Source organism: Bacillus sp. MYb78 (assembly GCF_002975115.1).
Taxonomy (GTDB): Bacteria; Bacillota; Bacilli; order Bacillales; family Bacillaceae_G; genus Bacillus_A; species Bacillus_A cereus.
Window position 1 is genome coordinate 97,376 of record NZ_PCOB01000010.1, and the last position, 20,982, is coordinate 118,357.

The following is a 20,982-nucleotide window of genomic DNA, read 5'->3' on the forward strand; positions in this document are numbered from 1 at the left end:
ACTCAATAGAGTTTTGTATTAAATAAAAAGAAAAGGGTGGGTATGGGTTTCTAAAAGTTTTGGGGGGAGAAAGCATTTTTTAGTTAGTAGCTTCAAATTATATTTTAAAGGGGAATGGGTATATGAAGTTTCGAAATACAAAGATTGCTATGATTACGCTATCTTCATTTTTTATTTTAGGTTCTGCATCTCTATCATTCACAGATACTATACACGGTGAAGTAGCTTCTGCATCAGCACAAGAGATTATTGTAAAAAGTTATGACGATACATATTATAATAACGCAATAGGAAAAACGGGCTTAGAATTAAAGAAGGAACTGCATAATATTATTGATAATCATACAAAGTTATCATACAGTGCGGTTTGGGAAGCACTAAGAGATACTGATGAAGATCCAAATAATAAAAATAATGTGATACTCTTATATACTGGTCGTTCGCAAGGGAAGCTTACGAATGGATCAGGAGTAAATAACTGGAACCGTGAGCATGTTTGGGCAAAATCTCACGGTGACTTTGGAACGACTGCAGGACCTGGAACAGATCTACATCATTTAAGAGCGACGGATGTATCTGTAAATAGTTCACGAGGGAATTTAGATTTTGATAATGGTGGTGTGAATCATTCTGAAGCGACAGAATGTAAATATGATAGTGATTCTTGGGAACCTCGTGATAGTGTAAAAGGAGATATTGCTAGAATGCTGTTTTATATGGCTGTTCGTTACGAGGGGGACAACGGCGAAATAGATTTAGAACTAAATGAAAAAGTGAATAACAATAAAGATCCATACATGGGGAAACAATCGGTTTTATTAAAATGGAATGAACAAGACCCGGTCGATGATTTAGAGCGAAAGCGTAATGAAGTGATTTTTACAAAATATCAACATAACCGCAATCCTTTTATTGATCATCCTGAATGGGTAAATAAAATTTGGAACTAAGATTTTTAAAGGTATTATATTTTGATAGAAGGGATTGATCATTATGATCAATCCCTTCTTATATTTTTACTAGAATAAATGATTTTTATAGGATTGAAGAGGAGAATAGGATAGATATTTTAACAAGTTAATTATATATGGGTATTTTAGTACGGTCCCCACTCAATATTCACCCCAACAATAAGAAAAACAAGTCCAATGATAAACCAAATGAGTGCAAGTGGAGCCATGAAACGAATCCATTTTCCATAAGAAATCCCGCTCGCTGCGAGAACGCCCATTAAAACACCAGAAGTTGGATTTAAGCAGTTTACTACACCTTCCCCAAGCATAACAGCCTGTACTGTAACTTGGCGTGTAATGTGCATGAAATCAGCTAATGGAGCTAATATCGGAATAAAAATAACCGATTCTCCTGTCCCGGATGAAATAAGGAAATGTAATGCGGCACTACTTACGTACATACCGATAACGCCAAATACAGGGCTTTGTCCTTCAAGAGCTTGTGCGAGTTGGTTAACGATTGTATCAAGTAATTTGCCTTGTTCTAAAATGACTGAAATACAACGAGCCATTCCGACGATTAAAGCACCGTATATGAGATTTTGGCAACCTGCTAGAAAAGTAGAAGCGATATCGTTTGCTTTCATACCACCTATTATTCCGGCTGTAATTGCTATGAAAATAAAAGTAGCGGTCATTTCTGCGTCCGTCCAATGTAGACGAAAAGCGCCTATTAAAAATACAATTAACGATAAAGCTGAAACGAGTAAAATTAATTTATGACGTATCGTCCAAGGAACTTCTTTTTTCTCTGTTTCTTTTTCGCTTGAAAGAGCGTTACTTGGAAACCAGTTGTCGCCAAGAATGCTTCCTTTATTCGATTTTTTCAAGCGCTTTACATACCAATTAATATAAAGGATAGTGGCAAGTAAAAAAGATATATAGATTGCGGTGCGTAAACCAATCCCGGAAAACATCGGAAGTTCTGCGATCTTTTGTGAAATGCCTAAAGGTGAGGGAGATAAAATAGTAGCATTAAAACCAGCATAAGTGCCTAAATAAATAATTGCTACACCGACGATAGCGTCCCATTTTAACGTGCGTGCAACGATGATACCGATGGGGATAAAACCGATAACTGAGTTAACGATAATACCAGTCGTTCCAAGAATAGAAAAGAGCGCAGCAACTATACAAATGAAAAGTAATTGCTGATTCCGAAATTTGTTAATAACATGATAGATTAAACCGTCAAGAGCACCTGTTTTTTCAAGAATTGCAATAGCTCCACCTGTAAATAAAATTAGAAAGATAATAGGAGCAGCAAGTGTCATTCCTTTTTCAATAGCGGTAAAAAAAGAAACAAATCCTACGGGTGATTGCGGAACAGAATGGTAGCTACCTGGTATTGTCGTTGTAACGGTCCCGTTTGTAACCCTTTTAAATTCTCCAGCAGGAACGAAGTACGTAGCAATGGCGCAAAGTAAGGCAATAAAAAATAGTAGTACGTACGCATCAGGCATTTTAAACTTTTGTTTACTAGGTTGTTTTTTTGCCTCAGTTTGTATTTGCATAAAATCCCTCCTTCTTCACTTGATTAATTTTTAATATTCTGAATTTAATCTGTGAAATAGATTATAATAAAGGTAGCTTCTTAAGGCAATAGTTTTTGTATCCTTTTCCCGCACATACAAATTATTGCAATATTAGACAGGGAAACGATAATAAGCCAAGAATATGTTATGTAGAAAGAAAAAGGAAAAGAGGGAACAAGATGTGGAAAACTACTGATTTATGTGATGAATTTGAAAAGGAATTACAAATATGTCGACAGTCTTTTCGGTCTTTTGGGAAGAAAGAACAATTCTACGGAAAAATTGCAACTGTAAAAGTGAAAGATGATAATGTACTAGTGAAGGAAGGATTGCAAACATTACCAGAAGGAACAGTATTAGTTGTTGATGGCGGAGCGTCTACGAATTGTGCGTTACTCGGTGATAATTTGGCAGCTATTGCGGAAGAAAGAAAGCTAGCAGGAATTATTGTGAATGGGTATGTTCGTGATTCTAGTGAACTAAAGAATATTAATATTGGTATTTTAGCATTAGGAACGATGCCAAATAGAAGTGTGAAAGAAGGAAAAGGAGAACGAAATATTTCATTGCACTTTGGACAAGTAGAATGGAATCCAAATGAATATGTCTATGCGGATGAAGATGGCGTCATTATTAGTGAAAAGAGTTTACATAGTTAAGAGTTAATAAGTTATTATTCTTAGAAAATAAATCCGATAAAGCATGGACAAAATTCTTTGTCAATAGTAAAATAATACAGAAATTTAAAATTTACAGAATGTATAGGTTTATCGTTTTACGATAACTTAAATGGAAGTAAGTTGTGCCAAGAAAAGTGAATGTTATCACAATGATACGTTCATAAACAAAATTATTTTTCCTATACAAATATAGCCGCGAATAATGCGGGTAGGAGGTGTTGTACATTTTTGTTCGACACTTACAAAAAGAGAGTGTCAATCGCACGCCCTTGAAGGGCCTTTTTTTGTGTAAATGGTAGTAAGGGAGGAAATTTTGGGATGGCAATGTTGAAAAAATGGCTGCTTACGTCTTTAATGGCAGTGACACTTGTATTTGTTTCTTTTGCGAATACAGTACATATTACGTTTGCTGAAGGAAATACAGCAAAACTTGCAATTATTGGGGAATCACAAAAAGGCATTATGTTATGTCCGAAAGAAGAGCAAATTAAAGATGGGGAAACAGCTTTAAGTTTGCTGCAAAAGGTCATGGGGGACAAAGTAGAATCTGAAACGATGTCGTTTGGAACATATGTAAAAGGCATCGATGGTTTAATGGCCGGAGCTACAAGTGGTTGGACATACGATGTAAATGATACATCTGCACAAGTTGGGGCAGATAGTTATAAATTAGAGTCTGGTGATGTGGTTGTATTCCGTTTTGTTTCAGACTGGAGCAATATGAGCCAGGAAACATTGAAAGAAACGTTAGATAAGTTCGGAACGTGTAAAACAGAAGAACCTAACGGTGGCAAACCAGAAGAACCAAAGACGGATGATCCAAAACAAGAAAAACCAGAAGAACCGAAGACGGATGATCCAAAACAAGAAAAACCAGAAGAACCAAAGACGAATGATCCAAAACAAGAAAAACCAGAAGAACCAAAGACGGATGGTTCAAAACAAGAAAAACCAGATGGTACAAAAACAAATGATGAAAAACCAGAACAACCAAAGCAAGAGAACATTCAAGATCCAAGTGCACAATTAAACGAAGCCATTTCTAAAACATCAGACAAGATGTTACAAGATGGAATTGAAAGTGATTGGGTAGCTGTAGCGCTTTCTCGTTCTGGAAAGAATGTGCCAATTGAGGCAAAATTAAATTATGTTAAGTCAGTAACTGAAAAAGTAGAAAAGCGCATTAATCGTTTTTCAGCGACAGATTTAGCTAGAACAATTATTATGATGAATGCAATGAATGCAGACCCTAAAAATGTAGGTGGACATAATTTAGTTCAAAAATTGTATGAGTCAGATAAAGTGAATTCTGTTACAGGTTATGCATTTGCTTTACTTGCATTTGATACGAAGAAGTATGAGATTCCAGTTGAATCAAAATGGAACAGAGTTGCTCTAGTGGAAGCACTGTTAAATAATCAGCATACAGACGGTGGATGGACTTATAATAGTTCAGGTAGTAAAGATAGTGCTAGTAGCGTTGATGTAACAGGTATGGTTTTATCAGCATTAGCTCCTTATCAAGAGCGATCAGATGTGAAACCAGCTATACAAAAAGCTGTTGCGTATTTATATAACGAACAGCTGCAAAATGGCGGTTTTTCAGCTGATGGACAAGAAAATTCAAATAGTACTGCGCAAGCAATTATTGGATTATCGCTTGTTAAAGATGTAGATCAAGATCGTCTTCATAAGGCAATGCAAAACCTATTATCATATCAACTTTCAAATGGTGAATTTAAATGGTTACCAAGTGATCAAAATGGTAACGGAATGGCTACAGAACAGGCTCTTTTAGCATTACTTCAATTTAAGGAAATGGGAAAATCTATTTATGATTGGTCTAATGTAGACGCTGGTGATGTAATTAAGCCAAAACCGATTGAAGAGCCAGAAAAGGTCGTTGAACCAGAAAATAATGTAGTAGAAAAAGAAGTTACTGAAGAACCGAAAGAACAAAACCAAGTACAACAAGAAACAAAAGATGAAAATCTAAAAGTAGTTGTAGATAACGAACCGGTTAAGAATAAAAAAATCGGAAACGGTAACAGTCTACCAAAAACAGGAGCATCTTCTCATAGTGCAGCAACAGAAGTAGGTATGGGTGTATTATGTATTGCTTCTGCATATGTATTATGGAGACGTAAAGCAGCTTAACAAAAAATTAGGAGCAATTATTTGCTCCTAATTTTCGTATGAAAGGTGAGAGATAGGATGAGTAAGGTGAAATGGTTCATTTTTTTACTGCTTTCGCTTGGGCTACTTGCCGGATGTGAAGAGGCAGCTGTAAAGCCTGAGAAGAAGGTAGAACCGAAGCAAGAAGAGGTAGCGAAACAAGAAGAACAAAAAGATGAAGCGAAGCCGGAAGAAAAAACAGAAGAAAAGCAAGCTGAATCAGAGCAAAAGCAGCAAGAAGAGCAGAAAGAGAAACAAGAACAAAAAGTAGAAGAGAAGCCGAAAGAGGAAAAGCCGCAGGCACAACCAGAGGTAAAGAAAGAAGAGAAACAACAGGAACAACCGAAAGAACAGCCGGCTGTAAATAAGCAACCAGAGCAGCAACAAGCACAAGAAGAGAAACAACAACCGAAAGCACCAGAAGTAAAAGAAGAAGCAAAGGTTGTGAATCAGCCGAAAGAAACACCGAAGCAGGAGCAAAAGAAAAAGTCAGAGGAGAACAATAGTGTACCAGCTCCACCAACACCGGTACCACCACCAAATCCAGTGCCACCACCAGTACCACCAGTACCACCAGTACCTAAAGCAAAACAAGTAACAATCTCGGTAAAAGGAAATAACGGATATATAATGGGTGCGAAAAAGATGGATGTACAAGATGGCGATACTGTGTATAAAGTATTACAACGTACAGGATTAGATGTTGATGCAAGCGGATCTAGAGATAGTATTTATGTAAAAGGTATTAATGATTTATATGAAAAAGATATTGCGGATACTAGTGGATGGAAATATCGTGTGAACGGTGCTTTTCCAAACCATAGTGCTGGTGTAGCTACGGTAAAACCAGGAGATACAATTGAGTGGGTATACGTATTACAATAAGAAAGGCATTCGGTAAAGGGCTATGAAAATAAGTTTTTCTTCTTTACATCCTTTTGTGAATTTTTTCTATTATATCGGGGTGATGATACTATGTATGATGTGTCTTCATCCTCTTTTTTTAATTGGAGCAATAGTATTAATTATTATGTTAAATGTGATGCAAGGAAATAGCGAAAAGATAAGAAAGATGTTACCGAGCACAATTGTTTTCTTTTTTATGGTAATTTTATTTAATTCGTTATTAACGCATAGAGGTCGAACTACGTTGTTTTGGTTAGGTGATAGCCGTATTAAGCTTGAGGCGATTATGTTTGGAATAGTAATGGGGTTATTACTAGTTGCAGTTATGTTTACGTTTGCGTCATACAATGATATTATTTCCAGTCATAAATTTTTATATTTGTTTTCAAGAATTTCACCGAAAGTTGCATTGTTAACGATGATTACAGTGAGATTTGTTCCTTTGTTTATAAGGCGATTAAAGAAAATCACACTTGTTCAAAAGACGAAAGGTGTGCAGGTAGATTCAGGTTCGATAATTGAACGCGTCAAAAATGGTATGCAATTGCTGCAAGTATTATTAATTTGTTCATTGGAAGATGCACTGCAAACGGCAGATTCTATGCAAGCTCGTGGATTTGGTGTAACGAAACGTACGACATATATTCGCTATAGAATGGAAAAACGAGATTGGTATACGCTCAGTTATTTAAGTATTCTATTTATAATTGCTATCATATGTAGTACGTATGGCGGAGGAAAGTTAATCATTTATCCGAAAGTCGAATCTATTTTATTTCAGCAATACGATGGGATGATGTTTATCGTATTTACGATGTTTATTAGTTTACCAATTATAATGGAAGGAAGGGAATGGTTATGGTGGCGCATGCAGAAATAAACAATTTATCATTTGTATATGCTGATGAAAACGAAAAAGCGTTACAGCATATTTCTCTTTCTGTTCAAAAAGGAGAGTTTATTGCACTTGCCGGCGGATCAGGATCCGGGAAGACGACTTTATTAAAACATTTTAAAAAAGAATTACTTCCAATTGGTAAGCGTACTGGGGATACATATTATGATGGTACTTTATTAGAAAATGTACCTGATTTGTTATCTGCTCAAGAAATTGGTATGGTATTTCAAAATCCAGAAAATCAACTCGTAATGGATACAGTTATTCAAGAATTAGCATTTTCTTTAGAAAATATTGGGTTACCATCACATATTATTCAAAAACGAATAGCAGAGCTTATTAGCTTTTTAGGATTTCAAGATTTATTGCATCAATCTGTTCACACGTTATCTGGTGGGCAAAAGCAACTTGTTAATTTAGCTGCGGTATTAGTTATGCAGCCAAAGTTATTATTATTAGATGAACCGACAGCACAATTAGATCCAATTGCTGCAAAAGAGTTTTTAGGATTATTAAAACGGATTAATGAAGAACTTGGAATTACGATTATTTTAAGTGAACATCGTTTAGATGAAGTTATCCCGCTTGCAACACGCGTTGTTTGTATGGATAACGGCTGTATTATGTATGATGGTAGTCCTAAAACTGTTATTACGAATATGTGGGGAGTAGAAACATTCCGTCCATTTATTCCGCAAATTCCAAGGCTATTTTTAGAGTGGAATGTGAGAGATATTCCGTTTACGGTGCGAGAGGCGCAAATGAAAATGAATAATTTTTCAGCGATATCATATGTAAATGAGCCAATAGCACAAAGTGAAAAGCAAGAGGTAATTTTAAGCGCAGAGCATATTTCATTCCAGTACGAAAAAAATAGTCCGCTTATTTTACGTGATTTATCAGTTTCGATTGAAAAAGGAAAATGGGTAGCGCTCGTTGGGAAGAACGGTACAGGTAAGTCTACACTGTTAACAATTTTAGCAGGATTACAAAAAGCGAGAAGAGGGAAAGTAAAGTGGAACGGGAAAGTGATACATAAAATCGATTCGAAAGAACGGTTTAAAAGTATTGGGTATGTATCGCAGCATCCATATTATCATTTTACATTTGATACAGTGTGGGATGAGGTGTATGAACGTGCACGTGAATTATATGGAGAACAAGGAAAAGAAATAGCAGAAGATACGCTAAAACAGTTTTGGTTGTATTCGCTTAAAGAACGCCATCCGCATGATTGTAGCGGAGGAGAGCAACAACTTCTTGCATTATGTACAACGTTATTATCAAAGCCAACGCTATTATTACTTGATGAACCGACAAAGGGGTTAGATCCATGGAAGAAAGAAAGAGTAGGAGAACTATTTAGGGAGCTGCAAAAAGAAGGTACAACAATTGTAATGGCAACGCATGATATTGAGTTTGCAGCGAAATACGTGGATCAATGTATGATGTTATTTGATGGAGCAGTTATTATGAATGATGCACCGAAAGAATTTTTTAGTGGTAACTTCTTTTATACAACATCTATTAATCGATTCATTCGAAAAGAATTGCCATATGCATTAACGTGGGAGGATGTGTACGAAGCGTGTCCAAACGATATGTTGCATTCATAATAGGTATTTTTGCAGTAATAATAGGCACATTACTCTTTACTACACTTATTATGGACGGTTATTACATGTTAAGTAGTTTGTTTTTATTAGTTGTTATTATGTTACCTTTCTATATCCGTTTTGAAAGGAAGGCGTTTGTTTCACGTGAAATTGTTCTCGTTGCTGTATTAGCGGCAATTGCAGCAGTTAGCCGCGTACCATTTTCTATTTTACCGAGTGTACAACCAACTTCTTTTGTTATTATCGTTTCTGCAATTGTGTTTGGAAGTGAAGCGGGTTTTATGATCGGTGCAACAGCAGCGATTGTGTCTAACATCTTTTTAGGGCAAGGTCCGTGGACGCCGTGGCAAATGTTTTCATGGGGTATGATTGGTTTTATAGCTGGATTATTGCGCAATACATTTTTAATGAAAAAGCTATGGGGAAGACTCCTGTACGGATTGTTTGTTGGATTTTTATTTGGCTGGATTATGAATTTCTGGGGACTTCTCGGTTTTATACGAGAGGCAACGTGGGAAACAGTCATTTCGTATTACATCGCAAGTTTTTATTTCGATTTGAGCCATGCAATTTCGAATGTTGTCTTCTTACTATTATTTAGTACTTCTTGGATTACGATTCTCACAAGATTTAAAAAGAAATACGGTATATTAGATAAGCATAACATAGCATAGAAAAGCATACTCATATAAGGTAGGGTCGCGACTTACATATTCGTTTGCCTCTTTCATGCTTCTTACATATTGTAAGGAGCATTTTTTATTGTCAAAAAATAGTCCAATATATATCCGTTACTATATAAAATTATTCGTATAATAATAGGTGAGAACTATTTTCAAAAGGGAGGTGTATAGTTAATGAAGTTAGTTATTCCGAAGCAACATGGTGCATGGGCGATGCTTGCTATACCATTTCTATTAAGTGTCATACTTGGAAAACCTACTATATATCACATTCCATTGTTTATAGCTTGGTTCTTTATCTATTTAGCTACGTATCCATTCCTTATGTACATAAAGCAAAAACGAAAAAAAGAGTATTTACATGCTTCAATTGTATATTTTATTATTGCGTTCGTATTTGGGATGATTTCTCTATTATATGAATGGCGCATTCTTTTATTCGTAATAGTCATGATTCCACTATTTATAGTAAATATGCATTATGCTCGTCAAAAAAATGAAAGGGCACTATTAAATGATATTTGTGCGATCATTGTGTTTTGTGTTGGTGGGTTAATTAGTTATTATTTTTCAATGAAACAAATCGATCATACAGCATTATTCATTGCACTTATTTCATTCTTATACTTTTTAGGTAGTACGTTTTATGTGAAAACGATGATACGTGAGAAAAATAATCCGAAGTATCGTTTTATATCTTGGGGTTATCATATTCTATTAACAATCATTGTATTTGCAATTAATCCGTGGTGCTCCCTTATTTTTATACCAAGTGTCATTCGAGCCATTATATTGTATGGCAAAAAAATTTCTATTATAAAAGTAGGGGTTTTAGAAATTGTGAATTCTGTATATTTTTTAATCATAACGGCAATAATTATGAAGTATGCCATTTGAAAAAACTTCCCACCTTATGATGGGAAGTTTTTTCAATCTTGTTCTAAAATGTGAACGGTGTAATCGCAGCGTTGAATAGCTTGTTCGATCGCATAAAGGGATTGCTCAATACGAGCGCGATTAAAATCTTTTTCAACAGTCTGTAGTGCTTCTTCTAAACAATGTTTTGCTTCTTGTAATGATTGAAAAGAATCTTGTACATATCCGCGAGCATTTTGATGCATTTCATAATCCTCCTTGCATATTCATATATGTATAGTATGAACAGTAAAGAAGAAAATATTATTTGTTATATTTGTTTGACAATTAAAATGAAATTACGTATAGTAAGAATTAAGTGAATATTTTCTTATCCAGAGAGGTGGAGGGACTGGCCCGATGAAACCCAGCAACCGCGATGCAGGTGCTAATTCCAGCAGAACATATTTGTTCTGGGAGATAAGACGAAGATATATACGTAACTTCTTCTTATCGGAGAGGTTTTTTTGTTGCAAAAAAACCGATTACGAAAATTTATATTAAGAAGAAAGGGGTTGCGCATTGCTGTGACACTCGAAAAATACGTAAAACTGCGTAGTACAGTTTATGAATATATGATAGAGCAAGATAAGCCAATATCATTGTTAGATATTCAAGAACATATCGTTTCGCATCATGAAGGAAAATTCACGAAAAAGATGTTACATCAATTTTATTTATCAAGACTATTAGATGAACTGAAACTGGATGGGAAAATTACATTAGCTGATGAATATCTCTATACTGAAAAAGGGGTATTTTATAAGGCGAGAAAAGGGAGCTAAGCTCTCTTTTTTTTTAAAATAACGGAGTATGTAGAGTAAAAGACTGCTTAAGCAGCCTGATACAGGGAATGGTGTTGAGTGTGTAGTGTCAAAAATTGAATGTGCCTGAAAGAGGCAATTCGTATCGGCTGCAAATGAAAAGAGACACCTTCGCCGAATAGGTGTCAGTCGTTTTGCAAAATAGACTTGCTATTTAACAGTTCTTAGAATAACATGCAGGGTTTTGGAAGTCAAAAGGGAATTAAAGGAAGGGATACAATTATGTACGCTTACTTATTAAAAGATATAACGAAATGGATCCCAAAGTACGTTGTAGATAAGGGATATGAATATTATGAAGATGGACATGTAGAAGATGTTGAAATACAAGATAACAAAGTGTTTGCTTTCGTTACTGGAAATGCAGGGAATTATGAAGTAGTTATCGATCTCGAAGATTTTTCAAAAAGTAGTTGCGAATGTCCTTATGAAAATTATTGTAAACATATGGCGGCAGTTGTTTATGATATTCAAGGTGCTGGTGAGAGTGCAGTTAAAGAGAAACTGAAAGATTTAGAAAAAGAAGAGTTACTTACTGTATTAAATCGACTGTTGCAAAGTTCGAAAAACGTACAAATTGTAGAGAAGTTATTAAAGAAGGGGTAATTTTAACGATAGAGGGAGTTGTTTTGTAGTGAACGTACTGATTATATACGCTCATCCTAGTCCTTCAAGTTTTAACGGGGCAATTTTAGAGCATGTGCAAAAAGGGCTACAGGAAACAAATCATTCGGTTACGTTGCTTGATTTATACAAGGAACAATTTGATCCGGTACTTGTATTCAATGAAGAGAAGAAAAGACGTGATTTAATAAATGAAGAAGAGACAGCGCGGTATAGAAAATTAGTGGAAGAAGCAGATACACTTCTCTTTATATATCCGATATGGTGGTGGGGGATGCCAGCTATTTTAAAAGGTTTTATTGACCGTATTTTCGTAGCTGGATTTGCTTATAAATATGAAGGGGCTCTGCCGAAAGGATTATTGCAAGGGAAAAAAGCGTGGGTTATTAATACGTTAGACTCACCTCTATGGTACGTCGCATTGTTATATCGATCAGCAGATTGGATTATGATGAAGAGAGGTGTTTTACGTTTTTGTGGCATTCGTGATATAAAACGGTCAGTGTTTCAATCTGTGAAAACGAGTAAAGTATCAAAGCGTGAAAAATGGTTATTACAAATAGAAGAAAAGGCTCGTACATTATGAATGAAGTCGATCGTATTATAAACTGTTGTCAGTATGATAACGAACTTTTTCGAAAGTATATTACGTGTTTACTTCAATTGAAAAAATGCAGCGATACATTTCAACAAATTCAAATAGAGTTAAGAAATGATTATTTAATAAGAGGGATTTGTGAAAGAGAAGTTGATGAGGTAGTACGGGGAAGTAAAGAATATGAAATGCATTTTCTTCCTAAAGTATTACAGTGGAATTTCTTGAGGGAAAATCCACATTTAATTGAAAGAGTGTGTGAAGATTTTTTTGCGTTTGAGTCATTACATCTTACGGACATAGAGTGGAAGACAGTTATAAAATTCATGGGAAATGAATGATTTATTATGTAAAAAAGCTAGTATAAAACTAGCTTTTCGTTTAAATAAATAAAAAGCATAGACTAATGATGAAACCTGCATATAGTAAGTTAATAACGCAAAATCCCATAATGTCACGAGCACCTAAACCAGCTATCGCTAATGCTGGTAATGCCCAGAAAGGTTGAATTAAATTCGTCCAAGCATCGCCCCACGCAATGGCCATTGCAGTTTTTGCAGCAGGTACACCAAGTTCAGCGCCAGCTGGAATCATAATTGGTGCTTGCACGGCCCATTGACCGCCACCAGATGGAACGAAAATATTAACGATACCAGCACTTAAAAAAGTAAAGAGCGGGAAAGTTGATTCGTTTGAAATGCTAATAAAGAAATTAGAAATAGCTCCTCCAAGTGAAAGTCCTTCACTATTTGCTCCAATCATCATGCCCATAATTCCTGCGTAAAACGGAAATTGAAGTAAAATGCCAGAGGCACTTTTCGTAGAGTCTGAAAAAGCGCGAATATACTGAATCGGAGTGCGGTGGAAAATAAGTCCAGCAATTAATAACATAAAAATCACGATATCGAGAGTAAGATTAAATCCTTTCGTATAAAAGTAATTGAAAATATAAATGAGACCTAACAATCCAACACAAAGTGTAATAATGATGCTATTTTCCATTTTTTCAGCGAATGTATTTTTTTCTACTTCTTGAGCAGCAGCTTCTTCATGGAACACGCTAGGATCTACAGTTATCGTATGTTTTTCATCTGGATGCATCGCTTTATTAATGAGAGGCATCGTAACGAGAAAAATAATAACTGGAACGAGAGCGTATGGTGAGAATAACGTTTCTGTTATCGGAATTGCCTCTTTAATACTTCCAGCAGTCGTTTTAATTAACGTTTCACCGCCTGTTGCTAACGTAAGAGGGATAGAGGCAGAAAGACCGGCATGCCAAATGAGAAATCCAGAGTAAGAAGAGGCAATTGCTAGTCTATAATCTAATCCGTCCAGTTGCCTTGCCACTTCTTTTGCGTATAAAACAGATACAACAATTCCAAAGCCCCAGTTTATGTATGCACCAAGTAAACTTACAATGGAAATGGCAATAATACCTTGTCCATTCGTTTTCGGTAGTCTGGCAGCTTTCGTTAATCCTTTTTTAATAAGAGGAGCATTTGCTAAAGCAGGTCCAGTCACGAGTACAAGTGCCATTTGCATAGAAAAGGCGAGGAGTCCCCAAATTCCATTACCCCAGTGATTAATCATTTCTACAGGTGTTTGGTGAGTCGCAAACATACCAAAGAAGATAACGAAAACAGTTAGTAAACATGATAAAATAAACGGTTCTGGCAAGAAGCGCTGCACTAAGGCGACGCAACCATTTGTAAAGGAACGAAACAAAATAGATCAACCTCCTTATGTATATGTATTACAATTATTCGAGGTTGTTTCGTTCATAACCTTTTAGAATCGGAAAATTCTGATATTTTAAAAGGGATTGAAATATTTTCAATAAGAGTAGTACCATCATCACCCTAACAAAAAAATGATGGTAGCGGCATATAAGCAAATATTCTATACCGTAAGTGCTGAGCTACCTAACAATCCATCCAATCTGTTTGATAATAGTGTTTACTTTTGATGAGTTAACTCGTAAAGGAGTAAGTCATTCAGCTCCACCTGTTATGGTTTCAAATGTAGCTTATGGTAGAACGATTTATGTAAAATTAGAAACAACATCTAAGAGCAAAGATGTACAAGCTGCTTTTAAAGCCTTACTTAAGAATAACAGCGTTGAAACAAGTGGACAGTATAAAGATATTTTTGAAGAAAGTACCTTTACTGCTGTAGTATTCATATTTCTTATGGCTGTATCAATGTTTTTAATGATTGCATTTCCCATTATTAAATCCCCATAAATATAGTCTATCTTAGGTTGATAGTGATGCATGGTGCCTCCATGTATGTAAATGCATCTTGTCGAAATTATTAAAAAGGGGAATCTTTCTATTTGAAGAACTAATAATTGATTGTCAATATGTATTAGAAATCTCAATCTAAACTAAAGGAGAACAAAATGGGACAAAACAATAAGGGCTTTTCTGAAACAGGATTGCGCAAAATGCGCAATATATTGGCGCGGCATGTCGATTCTGGAAAGATTCCTGGGCTCGTCGCCTTAGTCAGCCGAAAAGGCGAGACGCACGTTGAAGCACTTGGAACAATGAGGCATGATGGTGGTGCACCAATGCGTCGGGACACGATTTTTCGATTGGCGTCCACTAGCAAGCCAATCGCAGTTTCACCAGTAATGGTTTTGCTCGATGAGTGCAAACTGCATTTAGACGACCCAGTAGACAAATGGCTACCGGAACTCGCCGACCGGCAAGTGTTGAAACGACCCGATGGCCCGCTAGAAGAGACCGTCCCAGCACGGCGTCCTATCACTGTACGAGACTTGTTGACCTCCACATTCGGGCTCGGAGTGGATCTCACGTTGATGGGTTCTCCAATCATGAACTCGTTCTTCGAGAGTGGGATATTCGACACGCCAGGGCAGGATATGCCCGATCCAGATGAGTTTATGCGTCGCCTAGGTGCACTTCCGCTAAGCTATCAGCCCGGAGAGCGGTGGCAGTATCATATCAGTATAGAGGTAATCGGCGTTCTTGTTGCCAGGGTCACGGGTCAGACGTTCGAGTCGTTCTTGCACGAACGCATATTCGATCCGCTAGGAATGAAGGACACTGGATTCTACGTACCTCAGCTCAAGATTGATCGGCTTCCACCAGCCTTCACCCCCAATCCGGAGACAGGTGAATTCATCGTGTGGGATGAGGGGGCGGGTGGACGTTACAGCAAACCTCCAGCATTCCAAGCAGGCGGTGGTGGACTGCTTGGAACCGTCGACGATTATCACGCGTATTTGCAGATGCTTTTGAATAAAGGGATGCACGGCAGTAAACGGATCCTGTCTAGGCCCGCAGTACAGCTGATGACCACCAACCGTCTTACTCCGGAACAACAAGTATACCGAGACGATTTGGCCAAAAATAACGTCCATTTGTCGTTCGGACAAGGGATCCAAGGTGGCTGGGGCTTTGGGATGGCGGTGCGTACCTATCTTGGAGACTACGCGTCTATCGGTCAATTCGGCTGGGATGGTGGAACCGGTACTTCAGCTTACGCTGATCCAGATAAACAGTTTATTGGAATTCTGTTCACCCAGGTTGGGATGTCGACTCCGGCCCCATCGCATCTTATCCAAGACTTCTGGACCACGGCCTATCAAGCGATCGAAGACTAGGGTATCGTTTAAAGGAAAACGCCAAAACGGATAGATAATCATAGGCTTGATGGGCATGATCACCACCATGGTTAAAAGTGAAGTACTGCGGTAACAGTTAGGCATTATTAATAATAGCACAACAAAAACTCCTCTTGAATGCAAGAGGAGTTTTTTATTGGGAATAGTAAGGATGAGGGGAGGTGCATTACATATGGGAAAAGGTAGAAGTAATAATGCAGGTAAAAAGCAACCAAATTTCGATGATTCATCTAATTTCGCTAAACAAAGCCAACCGACAGAAAAGAAGAAGAAGTAAAAAAAGGATCTCTCTTTATCAAGAGAGATCCTTTTTTATTATATTGACGTTTTAGCACAACAGATTGAGTGTTCAATTAAATAGCCATAACTGTGCAAGGTTTAAACTCCTGCTTCCACTACCGTGGAAGCTTCTCCAAATGATGTGCAATATCAATATACATATTTGAGTAAACTGAATGTATTTCATTACTTGGCATAGCGTTAGAAGAGAAGTGGACAATTACCATATTTGCTTTCGGATCGATGTAAAGTGTTTGTCCGTAACTACCTAACACTTCAAAAGCACCCTGTTCATTGTGGGGAATCCACCATTGATTATGATAAGAAATGGAAGCTCCAGGGCTAATTGCAAGTTCACCTTCTTGGACATTTTTTATATCTTCAGTAATAGAAGAAGGGAGAATTTGTTTTCCGTTATATTCCCCGTTGTTTAATAGTAATTGCCCGAATCTCGCCATATCTCTAGCAGTTGCATTTAAGCCAGCGCTTGCTTGTTCTATTTTCGTTTCATCTGTAACGTAATACGCGTTTTCTTCCATACCAATTTGAGACCAAATTCGTTCGCTAACATTTTTAGCTAATGATTTGCCAGTGATAGTTCGAATAACCCAAGCGAGCGTTTCTGTTGATCCGTTATTGTAAGAAAAGGCAGAACCAGGCGGTGCAGTTTCTTCGGCTTCTCGTAACATATCATAAATTTTCATCGGACCATCGTAATTTTTGCCGCGGGGTAAAATATTGCTAGCTAAATATAATTGTGCATCTTGATTTTCTAGCCCAGGTTGCTCATATCCATGAGTAGGATATTCAGCTGAAACTTGCATGTCCATTAATTGCTGAAGTGTGGCATTACCGAACGGTGTATTTTTTAATTCTTTTATATATGTGTCAGCTGTTTTTTCTAAGTTAATACGTTTTTCTTCAGCGAGAGATTGTATAATTGCCCCGGTAAAGACTTTTGCTAATGATGCCATACCATGAGGTTCATTCTGTTTATACCCATTGAAATATCGTTCATAAACAAGTTGTCCATTATGTACAACGACAAAAGCATCTGTTTTGTTATCGTCTAAAAGTTTTTTTAGAGGAGTTGTATTTCCGAATCTACGCTCCACAGCAAAATCGTCTAAGTTTTGCAATGCGAAAGGGAAGTGAGCAATTTGGTCAGGATTGTTTTTTACGTCATTAACTAAAGTGAATTCTTTCATATGGGTATACGACCAACGTAAGTAAGGGTCATTTAACCAGTTTTCTTTTGTCACATTATGTTTTGATGGGGTCGTTTTATTTTGTTTGAAGTAAGTAAACCCAAGCCCTGTAATTACAAATATGAATGTTAGTATAAGTAAGAGTAGGGGAGATTTTTTTAGTTTCATATATGGCCCTCCTTTTTATTTCTACTATAAGTATACGCTCGTCTTGAAGGAAATACAAAATAAGGAAAGTAAACGGGGAAGTTTACTTTCCTTATTAACGTTAAGCGGAAATTTTTCCGTCTGTAGGTTGTTTTTTGAATTTTTGTTTTCGTCCGTGTAATCCATAATATAAAAGTAAAGTGAAAGCAACGATAATAGCTGCGATAAAATACATATTATGATAACTAGATTTCGCTGCGACAATACCTAAAATGAAAGAACCAAAGCCAATACCACTATCAAAGAATGAGAAATACGTAGCTGTCGCAGAACCACGTCTATGGTTTGGAGCAGCAGAAATCGCAATCGTTTGGAAACTCGGAATTAATGTTCCGTAACCTAAACCGATTAGCATACCTGCGCCAAGGAACCAAAATGAAGTTTGTGCTTGGCTTAATATGAACATTCCGATTGTGAAAATAATGATAGCAGGGTAAACAAGTACATTTTCACCGAAGCGATCAAAAATCTTTCCTGTAAATGGACGAGAAATGACAACGACAAGTGCATATACAATGAAGAAATAACTTGCAATTTCACTTAAACCGAGTTCTTTCGCATAAATAGGAATAAAGGATAAAATACCACTATAAGAAAAGGCTAAAACAAATCCTGTAAGTGCAATCGGAATAGAAGATGGTTCGATTAAGTCTTTCCATTTCATTTTTTCACGTTTTTGTTTGCTCACAGGTGCTTCATGCGGAATATTTACAAGTAGTCCTAATAAAAATGCAAGTAATGAAAATACGGAACAAACGATAAATAACACAGTAAACGAAAAATGAGAAATAATTGTTAAACCTAAAAAAGGACCAATTACCATCGGCAGACTCATAAATACGCCGAAATATGCAAGTGCTTCGCCTCGTCTATGAGCTGGCGCAACATCAGTTACAATCGTACCAGTAGCTGTCGTTGCCATCCCGAACCCAATACCGTGCAAGAAGCGAAGGGCAAGTAATAAGAATAAACTTTGCGCACCGAAATACATAACAGTAGCGGCTAAAAATAATGAAAGTGAAATAAATAATATTTTCTTTCTTCCTAAATCATCGAGCCATTTTCCTGTGAATGGTCTACATAAAACAGAAGAAATAAGAAACACAGTTGCAACTAAACCAATTTCCTCAGGTTTTCCTTTTAGGCCGTCTATTACATAGACAGGCAGAGTAGTCATAAGCATGTAAAATGTTAAGAAGAGAAATAGACTACTAAAACAAGTTCCGAGGAAATCCTTCGTCCAAAGTTTCTCACTTTGCATCGTCATCCCTCCAATTTAATCTAAATTTTTAATAATTTGTTGTAACACTTGAAATGCTTGATGTAAATCATCTTCATTAATACCTTCTAGCGTTTTTTCTTCGAAAGTATCAACTTCTTCTTGCCATACTGGAATCATCTTTATCGCTGTTTCGGATAAAGAAATGAGCTTCTCGCGGCGATCTTTACCTTCTGTACGAATAATCCATCCCATCGTTTCCATACGTGTTAACGTACGAGTCATCGTTGGTGATTCAACATTTAAATATTGGCATAATTCTGTTTGCGTACAAGAACCAGTTTGATTAATGCGGAAAATAACAGCCCACTGCGCACTAAATAACCCAGTTGGAGATACACGTTCATTAAATTTCTTCGTAAACTTTCGAGAAGTCTGGCTGACGATATGAAAAAAATGTTGTTTTTCGTCCATGTATTTTGATCCTTTCAAATTAGTTACCTAGCTAACTATATACTTTTTTATAATAATTGTCTAGTAATAGACATGTTGATTTATGTAAAAAATTCTTATAGGTTTTATGTTGCGAACGTATATTCTACATGCTATTCTTTAATTAAGTAAAGAATTTTCTTTCTATTAAATAGAATGGGGGAACTTGTGATGATTAAGCCTGCAACAATGGAGTTTGTTTCACTATCGAACGGAGAAACGATTGCATATCAGGAAGTTGGAAGGCGAAATACAGATATTCTTGTACTCATTCACGGGAACATGACATCGTCACAACACTGGGATTTAGTCATTGAAAAGTTGCAAGATCAATATCATATTTACGCTCTTGATTTAAGAGGATTTGGACAATCAACATATAATAAGTCGATAGATTCATTACAAGATTTTGCAGAAGATGTAAAATTATTTATCGACGAGTTAAAGCTAGAGAAATTCTCATTAATGGGCTGGTCAATGGGCGGTGGTGTTGCGATGCAATTTACAGCGAATCACCCAACTTTTGTAGAAAAGTTAATTTTAGTAGAATCAGTAGGAATGAAAGGATACCCAATCTTTAAAAAAGATACGAATGGGCAGCCAATCGTATCAAGTTTAGTAAAGACGAAAGAAGAAATTGCGCAAGATCCAGTACAAATCGCTCCAGTATTAGACGCGATAAAAAATATGAACAAACTATATTACCGTACAGTATGGAATCTATTAATATATACACATAATCAACCTGAACCGGACCGTTATGAAAAGTATTTAGATGATATGTTAACGCAACGTAATTTCGTAGATGTGAATTATGCGCTTATTACATTTAATATTTCAGATGAACATAATGGGGTTGTAGAGGGAAGTAAGCAAATTCATCATATTAAAGCTCCAACGCTTGTCATACAAGGTGATAGAGATTATGTCGTACCGCAAGTAGTCGGTGAGGAATTAGCGAAACATTTGCCAAATGCAGAGTTGAAGGTGTTAGAAGATTGCGGACACTCACCGTTTATTGATTGTTTAGATGTATTTATAAAACATGTAGAAGATTGGCTAGAATAGAAAGAATCCCCAAAATGAAAAGTTTTGCATATACTATAACATTTGTATGTATAAGGGGAGATTATCAATGCATAAACCATCCTTAATCGCTTATTCGCCATATGATCATCATATCTATACAAAAATAATGATAGATCCGATGTATATGCAAGTTTCACCAGCTGTAGTCCCTTTACAAATGCAGCAGCCACTAACAGCTCATATGCAACATTACTTATATGGATCTTCATTTTATGAAAATCCATATTTTAAACACTTTCATTACAATGTGAAAGCGCAAGTTTGGGAAGGGTAGGAAGCTAAAAGGTTCATTCTTTTAGCTTCTTTTTTATTGTGAATATTCGTACACGCATTTGAAAAAACAGTTTATAATGAAAAGTGGAAGCGTGA

21 protein-coding genes, 1 pseudogene and 1 riboswitch are annotated in these 20,982 nt (G+C 36.4%); of the genes and pseudogenes, 16 read left to right on the forward strand and 6 right to left on the reverse strand.

The annotated features are described in order from the left end of the window. The first annotated feature begins 122 nt into the window (after positions 1–122). Positions 123–950, forward strand: coding sequence for an endonuclease I family protein (locus CQ064_RS19325; RefSeq protein WP_000672184.1), 828 nt, complete (start codon positions 123–125; stop codon positions 948–950). Positions 951–1,096: 146 nt separating this feature from the next. On the opposite strand, the gene CQ064_RS19330 is transcribed toward CQ064_RS19325, so the two are convergent. Further along, positions 1,097–2,527, reverse strand: coding sequence for a YfcC family protein (locus CQ064_RS19330; RefSeq protein WP_001166978.1), 1,431 nt, complete (start codon positions 2,525–2,527; stop codon positions 1,097–1,099). A 200-nt stretch (positions 2,528–2,727) separates the two neighbouring features. On the opposite strand from CQ064_RS19330, the gene rraA reads away from it, so the two are divergent. The 7 genes from rraA to CQ064_RS19365 all read left to right on the forward strand — a co-directional run bounded on the left by rraA (position 2,728) and on the right by CQ064_RS19365 (position 10,403). Continuing rightward, a complete protein-coding gene (gene rraA / locus CQ064_RS19335; protein WP_000266049.1) occupies positions 2,728–3,207 on the forward strand; it encodes a ribonuclease E activity regulator RraA in 480 nt (159 codons plus the stop codon). A 339-nt stretch (positions 3,208–3,546) separates the two neighbouring features. Continuing rightward, positions 3,547–5,385 (forward strand): DUF4430 domain-containing protein, encoded by a 1,839-nt coding sequence (locus tag CQ064_RS19340; RefSeq protein WP_001241095.1) that lies wholly within the window; start codon positions 3,547–3,549, stop codon positions 5,383–5,385. Positions 5,386–5,442: 57 nt separating this feature from the next. Beyond that, positions 5,443–6,288, forward strand: coding sequence for a DUF4430 domain-containing protein (locus CQ064_RS19345; RefSeq protein WP_000048876.1), 846 nt, complete (start codon positions 5,443–5,445; stop codon positions 6,286–6,288). Positions 6,289–6,310: 22 nt separating this feature from the next. Continuing rightward, the gene (locus CQ064_RS19350) at positions 6,311–7,189 is read left to right on the forward strand and encodes an energy-coupling factor transporter transmembrane component T (protein WP_015055161.1); all 879 of its coding nucleotides are present in this window, start codon (positions 6,311–6,313) and stop codon (positions 7,187–7,189) included. Next, the gene (locus CQ064_RS19355) at positions 7,162–8,823 is read left to right on the forward strand and encodes an ABC transporter ATP-binding protein (RefSeq protein ID WP_015055160.1); all 1,662 of its coding nucleotides are present in this window, start codon (positions 7,162–7,164) and stop codon (positions 8,821–8,823) included. Before CQ064_RS19350 ends, CQ064_RS19355 begins: the two co-directional genes overlap by 28 nt. Then, the gene (locus CQ064_RS19360; protein ID WP_000044913.1) at positions 8,796–9,497 is read left to right on the forward strand and encodes an ECF transporter S component; all 702 of its coding nucleotides are present in this window, start codon (positions 8,796–8,798) and stop codon (positions 9,495–9,497) included. Before CQ064_RS19355 ends, CQ064_RS19360 begins: the two co-directional genes overlap by 28 nt. Positions 9,498–9,680: 183 nt before the next feature. Further along, a complete protein-coding gene (locus CQ064_RS19365) occupies positions 9,681–10,403 on the forward strand; it encodes a YwiC-like family protein (RefSeq protein ID WP_000779946.1) in 723 nt (240 codons plus the stop codon). 32 nt (positions 10,404–10,435) lie between these two features. On the opposite strand, the gene CQ064_RS19370 is transcribed toward CQ064_RS19365, so the two are convergent. After that, complete coding sequence (locus tag CQ064_RS19370; protein WP_000554029.1) at positions 10,436–10,627, reverse strand: hypothetical protein; 192 nt, start codon at positions 10,625–10,627, stop codon at positions 10,436–10,438. A gap of 122 nt (positions 10,628–10,749) precedes the next feature. Next, positions 10,750–10,848, forward strand: a riboswitch (SAM riboswitch). Between the two features lie 40 nt (positions 10,849–10,888). On the opposite strand from CQ064_RS19370, the gene CQ064_RS19375 reads away from it, so the two are divergent. The 4 genes from CQ064_RS19375 to CQ064_RS19390 all read left to right on the forward strand — a co-directional run bounded on the left by CQ064_RS19375 (position 10,889) and on the right by CQ064_RS19390 (position 12,805). Then, positions 10,889–11,206, forward strand: a complete 318-nt coding sequence (locus CQ064_RS19375) for a hypothetical protein (RefSeq protein WP_002094089.1) — start codon at positions 10,889–10,891, stop codon at positions 11,204–11,206. Positions 11,207–11,467: 261 nt separating this feature from the next. Further along, on the forward strand, positions 11,468–11,851 hold the full coding sequence (locus tag CQ064_RS19380) for an SWIM zinc finger family protein (RefSeq protein ID WP_000271534.1): 384 nt from the start codon (positions 11,468–11,470) through the stop codon (positions 11,849–11,851). 28 nt (positions 11,852–11,879) lie between these two features. Further along, a complete protein-coding gene (locus tag CQ064_RS19385) occupies positions 11,880–12,455 on the forward strand; it encodes an NAD(P)H-dependent oxidoreductase (RefSeq protein WP_001101585.1) in 576 nt (191 codons plus the stop codon). Then, positions 12,452–12,805, forward strand: coding sequence for a hypothetical protein (locus CQ064_RS19390; RefSeq protein ID WP_001006468.1), 354 nt, complete (start codon positions 12,452–12,454; stop codon positions 12,803–12,805). The genes CQ064_RS19385 and CQ064_RS19390 overlap by 4 nt, the downstream gene beginning before the upstream one ends. Before the next feature lie 40 nt (positions 12,806–12,845). Here CQ064_RS19390 and CQ064_RS19395 read toward each other — a convergent pair whose 3' ends face one another. Next, the gene (locus tag CQ064_RS19395; protein WP_000489998.1) at positions 12,846–14,192 is read right to left on the reverse strand and encodes a short-chain fatty acid transporter; all 1,347 of its coding nucleotides are present in this window, start codon (positions 14,190–14,192) and stop codon (positions 12,846–12,848) included. A 139-nt stretch (positions 14,193–14,331) separates the two neighbouring features. Between CQ064_RS19395 and CQ064_RS19400 the strand changes: the two are divergent. Then, positions 14,332–14,644, forward strand: a pseudogene (locus CQ064_RS19400) (thiol-activated cytolysin family protein); the annotation flags it as partial. A gap of 224 nt (positions 14,645–14,868) precedes the next feature. Further along, positions 14,869–16,098 carry a serine hydrolase domain-containing protein gene (locus tag CQ064_RS19405; protein WP_000531364.1) on the forward strand — a complete coding sequence of 410 codons (1,230 nt, stop codon included), beginning with the start codon at positions 14,869–14,871 and terminating at the stop codon, positions 16,096–16,098. Positions 16,099–16,514: 416 nt separating this feature from the next. On the opposite strand, the gene CQ064_RS19415 is transcribed toward CQ064_RS19405, so the two are convergent. From CQ064_RS19415 to CQ064_RS19425, 3 genes are all read right to left on the reverse strand, one after another. Continuing rightward, on the reverse strand, positions 16,515–17,774 hold the full coding sequence (locus CQ064_RS19415) for a serine hydrolase domain-containing protein (RefSeq protein ID WP_000768739.1): 1,260 nt from the start codon (positions 17,772–17,774) through the stop codon (positions 16,515–16,517). 100 nt (positions 17,775–17,874) lie between these two features. Then, a complete protein-coding gene (locus CQ064_RS19420) occupies positions 17,875–19,074 on the reverse strand; it encodes an MFS transporter (protein WP_001190333.1) in 1,200 nt (399 codons plus the stop codon). A gap of 15 nt (positions 19,075–19,089) precedes the next feature. Then, positions 19,090–19,506 carry a MarR family winged helix-turn-helix transcriptional regulator gene (locus CQ064_RS19425; protein WP_000343680.1) on the reverse strand — a complete coding sequence of 139 codons (417 nt, stop codon included), beginning with the start codon at positions 19,504–19,506 and terminating at the stop codon, positions 19,090–19,092. A 189-nt stretch (positions 19,507–19,695) separates the two neighbouring features. Here CQ064_RS19425 and phaZ point away from each other — a divergent pair, with 189 nt between their 5' ends. Together phaZ and CQ064_RS19435 are read left to right on the forward strand one after the other, a co-directional pair. Beyond that, complete coding sequence (phaZ, locus tag CQ064_RS19430) at positions 19,696–20,592, forward strand: intracellular short-chain-length polyhydroxyalkanoate depolymerase (RefSeq protein WP_000594875.1); 897 nt, start codon at positions 19,696–19,698, stop codon at positions 20,590–20,592. A 67-nt stretch (positions 20,593–20,659) separates the two neighbouring features. Further along, positions 20,660–20,887: a hypothetical protein gene (locus CQ064_RS19435; protein WP_000549497.1), complete on the forward strand. Its 228-nt coding sequence runs from the start codon at positions 20,660–20,662 to the stop codon at positions 20,885–20,887. Positions 20,888–20,982 lie beyond the last annotated feature (95 nt).

Bases quoted from the DNA above. Each gene is read 5' to 3' on its own strand.
- CQ064_RS19405 (WP_000531364.1), top strand. From the start codon at position 14,869: ATGGGACAAAACAATAAGGGCTTTTCTGAAACAGGATTGCGCAAAATG.
- CQ064_RS19325 (WP_000672184.1), top strand. From the start codon at position 123: ATGAAGTTTCGAAATACAAAGATTGCTATGATTACGCTATCTTCATTT.
- CQ064_RS19390 (WP_001006468.1), top strand. From the start codon at position 12,452: ATGAATGAAGTCGATCGTATTATAAACTGTTGTCAGTATGATAACGAA.
- CQ064_RS19380 (WP_000271534.1), top strand. From the start codon at position 11,468: ATGTACGCTTACTTATTAAAAGATATAACGAAATGGATCCCAAAGTAC.
- CQ064_RS19425 (WP_000343680.1), bottom strand. From the start codon at position 19,506: ATGGACGAAAAACAACATTTTTTTCATATCGTCAGCCAGACTTCTCGA.
- phaZ (WP_000594875.1), top strand. From the start codon at position 19,696: ATGATTAAGCCTGCAACAATGGAGTTTGTTTCACTATCGAACGGAGAA.
- CQ064_RS19330 (WP_001166978.1), bottom strand. From the start codon at position 2,527: ATGCAAATACAAACTGAGGCAAAAAAACAACCTAGTAAACAAAAGTTT.
- rraA (WP_000266049.1), top strand. From the start codon at position 2,728: ATGTGGAAAACTACTGATTTATGTGATGAATTTGAAAAGGAATTACAA.
- CQ064_RS19350 (WP_015055161.1), top strand. From the start codon at position 6,311: ATGAAAATAAGTTTTTCTTCTTTACATCCTTTTGTGAATTTTTTCTAT.
- CQ064_RS19420 (WP_001190333.1), bottom strand. From the start codon at position 19,074: ATGCAAAGTGAGAAACTTTGGACGAAGGATTTCCTCGGAACTTGTTTT.
- CQ064_RS19415 (WP_000768739.1), bottom strand. From the start codon at position 17,774: ATGAAACTAAAAAAATCTCCCCTACTCTTACTTATACTAACATTCATA.
- CQ064_RS19435 (WP_000549497.1), top strand. From the start codon at position 20,660: ATGCATAAACCATCCTTAATCGCTTATTCGCCATATGATCATCATATC.
- CQ064_RS19355 (WP_015055160.1), top strand. From the start codon at position 7,162: ATGGTTATGGTGGCGCATGCAGAAATAAACAATTTATCATTTGTATAT.
- CQ064_RS19345 (WP_000048876.1), top strand. From the start codon at position 5,443: ATGAGTAAGGTGAAATGGTTCATTTTTTTACTGCTTTCGCTTGGGCTA.
- CQ064_RS19370 (WP_000554029.1), bottom strand. From the start codon at position 10,627: ATGCATCAAAATGCTCGCGGATATGTACAAGATTCTTTTCAATCATTA.
- CQ064_RS19365 (WP_000779946.1), top strand. From the start codon at position 9,681: ATGAAGTTAGTTATTCCGAAGCAACATGGTGCATGGGCGATGCTTGCT.
- CQ064_RS19340 (WP_001241095.1), top strand. From the start codon at position 3,547: ATGGCAATGTTGAAAAAATGGCTGCTTACGTCTTTAATGGCAGTGACA.